At 73.0% G+C, this 4894-nt stretch carries 6 protein-coding genes; all 6 read right to left on the bottom strand.

Annotation, left to right across the window (positions count from 1 at the left end):
• Window positions 1-125: 125 nt before the first annotated feature.
• Window positions 126-548 (bottom strand): SHOCT domain-containing protein, encoded by a 423-nt coding sequence (locus ACFV61_RS34435; RefSeq protein ID WP_380345130.1) that lies wholly within the window; start codon window positions 546-548, stop codon window positions 126-128.
• A 125-nt stretch (window positions 549-673) separates the two neighbouring features.
• On the bottom strand, window positions 674-1258 hold the full coding sequence (locus ACFV61_RS34440; RefSeq protein ID WP_380345128.1) for an NUDIX hydrolase: 585 nt from the start codon (window positions 1256-1258) through the stop codon (window positions 674-676).
• The gene (locus ACFV61_RS34445; RefSeq protein WP_363371132.1) at window positions 1255-2412 is read right to left on the bottom strand and encodes a type III polyketide synthase; all 1158 of its coding nucleotides are present in this window, start codon (window positions 2410-2412) and stop codon (window positions 1255-1257) included. The genes ACFV61_RS34440 and ACFV61_RS34445 overlap by 4 nt, the downstream gene beginning before the upstream one ends.
• Before the next feature lie 126 nt (window positions 2413-2538).
• Window positions 2539-3744, bottom strand: a complete 1206-nt coding sequence (locus tag ACFV61_RS34450) for a cytochrome P450 (RefSeq protein ID WP_380496030.1) — start codon at window positions 3742-3744, stop codon at window positions 2539-2541.
• A 168-nt stretch (window positions 3745-3912) separates the two neighbouring features.
• A complete protein-coding gene (locus tag ACFV61_RS34455; RefSeq protein ID WP_380496032.1) occupies window positions 3913-4647 on the bottom strand; it encodes a response regulator in 735 nt (244 codons plus the stop codon).
• The gene (locus ACFV61_RS34460) at window positions 4644-4799 is read right to left on the bottom strand and encodes a hypothetical protein (RefSeq protein WP_380496034.1); all 156 of its coding nucleotides are present in this window, start codon (window positions 4797-4799) and stop codon (window positions 4644-4646) included. Before ACFV61_RS34460 ends, ACFV61_RS34455 begins: the two co-directional genes overlap by 4 nt.
• Between the last annotated feature and the right edge of the window lie 95 nt (window positions 4800-4894).

Here is a 4894-nt window from a genome sequence, read left to right on the forward strand (position 1 = left end):
GGGGGGGGGGGGGGGGGGGGGGGGGGGGGGGGGGGCGGGGGCGGGGTGGGGGGGCCGGGCGGGGGGGGGGGGGGGGGGCGTGGGCCGCGCGCCGGGGCCCCGGCCGCCGTGCGGGTCGGATCGGGTCAGGCCAGGAGCTTGTCCTTGGCCTTCTGGTACTCCTCCTCGGAGATGGCGCCCTTCTCCTTCAGGTCCGCCAGTCTCGCCAGGTCGTCGACGTGGCTGCCGCCGCCCCCGGGGGCGCCGGTTCCGGCCGCCTCCCGGATGTAGGCCTTGACGGCGGCCTCGCTCTGCCGGACCTGGGCGGCGTCCCGCTCGCTCATCGACTTCCCGCGGGCGATCACGTAGGCCAGCACACCGATCAGCGGCAGCACGATCACCAGGAGCAGCCAGCCGGCTTTGGCCCAGCCGCCCAGGTCGTGGCTGCGGAAGATGTCCGTGATGATCTTGAACAGCAGGAAGAACCAGAGGATCCAGAGGAACAGCTCCAGCATCGTCCAGAAGATGTTGAGCACCGGGTAGTCCACGGCCAGCATGTTGGTGTCCATGGCCGAGTCATATCACCGTAAAACGGACAATGCTCTCTGTTGTTCGGCCGTTCCAGTGGTCTTCCGGCCCAGCGGGAATATCTCGGAGAGGGGGCTCGGAGCGGGGGGCTCGGAGGGGCGGGGGATCAGCCCCGCCCGGCCCGCCGCCGCAGCTCCACGGCCAGCCCGATCAGCTCGCCCCACCAGGCGTCGTGCCCGGCCAGCAGCAGCCGCTGCGCCTCGCCCGCCGGCACCGCCCGTACCTCGACCACCTGCTCGCCGTCCGCCGGGTTGGTCGGCGCCGAGTCCACCGCGACCTCCGCCCAGCCCCACAGCCACGCCTTCTCCGGGTGCGGCTGCCACGGCCGGTACGGCGTCGGGTCCTCGGTGCGGCAGCGGTGCGCGCCGAGCCAGTCCGGCTCGCCGAGCAGCCGGGCGCCGGCCTCCTCGCGCAGCTCGCGCGCCAGGCAGGTGGCGATGCTCTCGTCCTGCTCCCGGGTGCCGCCGGGCAGGAACCAGTGGTCCCGGTCGTCCCGGCAGAGGACCACCTTGTCGTCCGCGAAGCCCACCAGGTGGATGTTGGTCACCAGCTCGTCCGGCGGCAGCACGGTGGAGAACAGCGCGTCGTACCGGCCCCAGGTCCAGTACTGCGGGGCGTGCAACGCGGGGAAGAGGGTGGCGAGTTCGGCGGATCTGTCGTCGGTGTCCGCCTGGTGCGTGGTGTCAGTCATTCGGTGATCGTAGTGCCGGCCGGGAAACGCCGGGGGGCGCTCGGATGGACGAGTGTGATGTCCGAGGTGGAGATGGCCCGCGGCCGTCGGCGGGCGGCCTCGACCGGCTCGCCGACCCAACTCCCCAGCGAGATCTCGGCGGTGATGCCGGGCCCGAAACCGGCGATCAGGCCGGTGGTGCCGTCGGCCACGCCGCCGTCGGCGAACAGCCGGGCGAGCGCGTCGAAGACGACGGCGCTGGCGATGTTGCCGCGCTCGGTCAGCGTCGCGCGGCTGTACCGGAAGGTGGCCGGCTCCAGGTTGAGGAAGTGGCAGAGGTCGTCGAGGATGCGCGGGCCGCCGGCGTGCACGATGTAGAAGCCCAACCCGGAGACGTCCCAGCCGTGTTCGACGGCCAGGCCGCGCAGCGCCGGGGCGAGCATCTCCATGGTGCCGGGCACCCGCTTGTCCAGCTGGAAGTGGAAGCCGGTGTCCTTGACCCCGTAGGAGATCCAGTTCTCGGTGTCCGGGACGAGGTGCGAGCCGTTGCGCTCGACGTGCACGCCGGTGCCGCCGTGTCCGCGCATCACCACGGCGGCGACGGCGTCCCCGAACAGGCCGTTGGAGAGCAGTGAGCCGACGCCGAGGTCGGTCGGCTGGTAGCAGAGCGAGCAGAACTCGCAGGACACGATCAGCACGTTGGCGCCCGGGTAGGCGCGGCAGAAGTCGTGCGCGCGGTTGACGGCGGCGCCGCCGGCCGCGCAGCCGAGCTGGGCGATCGGCATCTGGCGGGTGTCGGAGCGGAAGCCCAGGGCGTTGATCAGCCAGGCGGTCAGCGACGGCATCATGAAGCCGGTGCAGGACACGTAGATGATCAGGTCGATGTCCCGGGCGCCCAACTCGGCGTGCCCCAGGGCCCGTTCGACCACCTCGGGGACGCGGAGCTTGGCCTCCCGCTCGTAGACCTCGTTGCGCGCGGTGAAGCCCGGGTGGGTGAGGGTCTGCTCGATCGGCTGGACCAGGTGCCTGGTCCGCACCCCGGTGTTCTCGATCAGCCGCAGGGCGAGGCCGAGTTGGGGGTGGCCGGCGTGCAGGCTGCGGGCGAGGTCGAGGGTCTGGTCGAGGGTGATGACGTTCTCGGGTACGGCGATGGCCGGGCGGCAGAGTGTTGCCATGGTGCGGGTCTCCCCTGGGTGGCCTGGCCGGGCGGGCTGGTGAGCGGCCCGGGCAGGCGGCCTACGGATGCGTCGGACGGGCGCCGCGCGGTGCTCCGTGGCGGAGCCGGTGGCGCGGGGAGGAGGTCACCAGGCGAGCGGCAGGGTGCGGGGGTAGCGCCAGATCGACCCGGTGTGCCAGTCGAGTTCGGACGGCGGGACGGCGAGCCGCAGGCCGGGGAAGCGCCGCAGCAGGGTGCCGATGGCGACCTGGAGCTCCATCCGGGCCAGGTGCGCGCCGGGGCAGTGGTGCTGGCCGTGGCCGAAGGCCATGTGGGTGGGGGCGCCGCGGTCGAGGTCGAGTTCGTCGGGGCGCTCGTACATCGCCGGGTCGCGGTTGGCGGCGAGGTAGGAGACGTGGACGGCCTCGCCGGCCCGGATCAGCACGCCGCCCAGCTCGACGTCCTCGGTGGCGACCCGGGCGATGCCGACGCCCTGGCGGAACGGGATGAAGCGCAGCAGCTCCTCCAGCCCGCGCGGCAGCAGGTCGGGCTGGGCGCGCAGCTTGGCGAGCTGTTCGGGGTGGGTGAGCAGGGTGTAGGTGATGTTGCTGAGCTGGTAGGTGCTGGTGTCGTGGCCGGTGACCAGCAGGACCATCGCCATGACGGCCAGCTCCTGGTCGTCCAGCAGTTCGTCGCCGTCGCGGGCGGTGGCGAGGGCGCTGATCAGGTCCTCGCCGGGGTGGGCGCGGCGGGCGGCGGTCAGCTCGGTGAAGTAGCCGCGCAGCGCGGCCTTGGCGGCTTCCTGGCCGGCCCGGCTGCCGGGGCCCATCGTCATCATGGCGACGGCGTGGCCGCGCAGTTCGGCGCGGTCCTGCTCGGGGATGTCCAGCAGCTCGCAGATGGTGGTGAGCGGGAGCCGGCTGGAGAGGAAGTGCACCAGGTCGGCGGGGGAGCCGTGTTCGGCCATCTCGTCGAGGTAGCTGTCGACGATCCGCTGGGTGGCCGGGCGCATCCGCTCGACCTGGCGGTTGGTGAAGCCCTGGGCGACGAGGCGGCGCAGCCGGTTGTGGCCCGGCGGGTCCATCAGGTTGATCGCCTCGGCCTGGGCGATCGGGGCGGGCGTCATCCGGGGCAGGTCGCGCCCGATGCCGGCGGCGCGGCTGAACCGCCGGTCGGTGGTGACGATCCGGACGTCCTCGTAGCGGGTGGCGAGCCAGGCCTCGCCCTCGCCGTGCGGCAGCCGGATCCTGGCGATCGGGGCCTCGGTGAGCAGCCGCTTGAGGAGCGGGTCGAACTCCAGGCCGTCGGTGTGGTTGAAGGGGCAGTCCCACACGGGGGCGGAGGTAGTCACGGGCCTGTCCAAATGTCTTGAAAATGCCGCCCGAACGGTCATTTCTCGTTCGGGCGCGGACAGAGAGATGTTCCCCCATGAACTGGCAAAAATGTGAATCGGACCGGGAGTTAGCTCTAACGAGTTAGATAGATGATTGTCATGCGAATCAAGGGAGTTGAATGAATGTCAGCTGGCACCGCCTCCGGGTGAGACCAGCCCGGTCTCGTACGCGAGGACGACCGCCTGGGCCCGGTCGCGCAGGTCGAGCTTGGCGAAGATCCGGGCGACGTGCGTCTTCACCGTCGACTCGCTGAGTGTCAGTTCCACCGCCAACTCGCTGTTGGACAGCCCGCGTCCGAGCAGCGCCAGCACCTCCGCCTCGCGCGGGGTGAGCGGGGCGAGGTTGCGGTGCAGCGGCGGGCCGTCGGCGCCGGGGGCGGGGCGCGGGGCGCCGGCCGCGAAGCGTTCGACCAGCCGCCGGGTGATCGAGGGGGCGAGCAGGGCGTCCCCGGTGTCCACCAGGCGCACGGCGGCGGCGAGATGGGCGGAGGTGACGTCCTTGAGCAGGAAGCCGCTGGCCCCGGCGGCGAGGGCGGCGTAGACGTAGTGGTCGAGGTCGAAGGTGGTCAGCATGATCACCCGGCAGCCGGGCGCCCGGGCGAGGATCCGGCGGGCGGCTTCCAGGCCGTCCATGCCGGGCATCCGGATGTCCAGCAGCGCGACGTCCGGCCGGTGCGCGACGGCGGCCGCCACCGCCTCGGCGCCGTCGGCGGCCTCGGCGACCACGTCGATGCCGCGCGCGGTGAGGATCATCCGGAAGCCGGTGCGGACGAGTTCCTGGTCGTCGGCGATCACCACCCGGGGGCGGCGCTCCCGCTCCGGCTGCTGCTCCGGCCCCCGCTGCACCTTGGCCCCGGTCACGGCCGGTCCAGCGGGATGCGGGCGCGGACCCGGTAGCCGCCGCCGAGCCGGCGCCGGGCGTCGAGGTCGCCGCCGTACACGGCGACGCGCTCGCGCAGGCCGAGCAGCCCGCGCCCGGCGCCGTCGGCCGGCCGGGCGGGCGGCGCGGGCACGGCGTCTGCGGGTTGCGGGGGGGCGGCGGGGGGGGCCGCCCGCACGCGCGGGGCGCTGTGTTTCTCTTGCCCCCGCCTGTGGTGGTGAGCGGTGC

Origin of the sequence: Kitasatospora sp. NPDC059817, assembly GCF_042731835.1 — a bacterium.
Lineage (GTDB): Bacteria > Actinomycetota > Actinomycetes > Streptomycetales > Streptomycetaceae > Kitasatospora.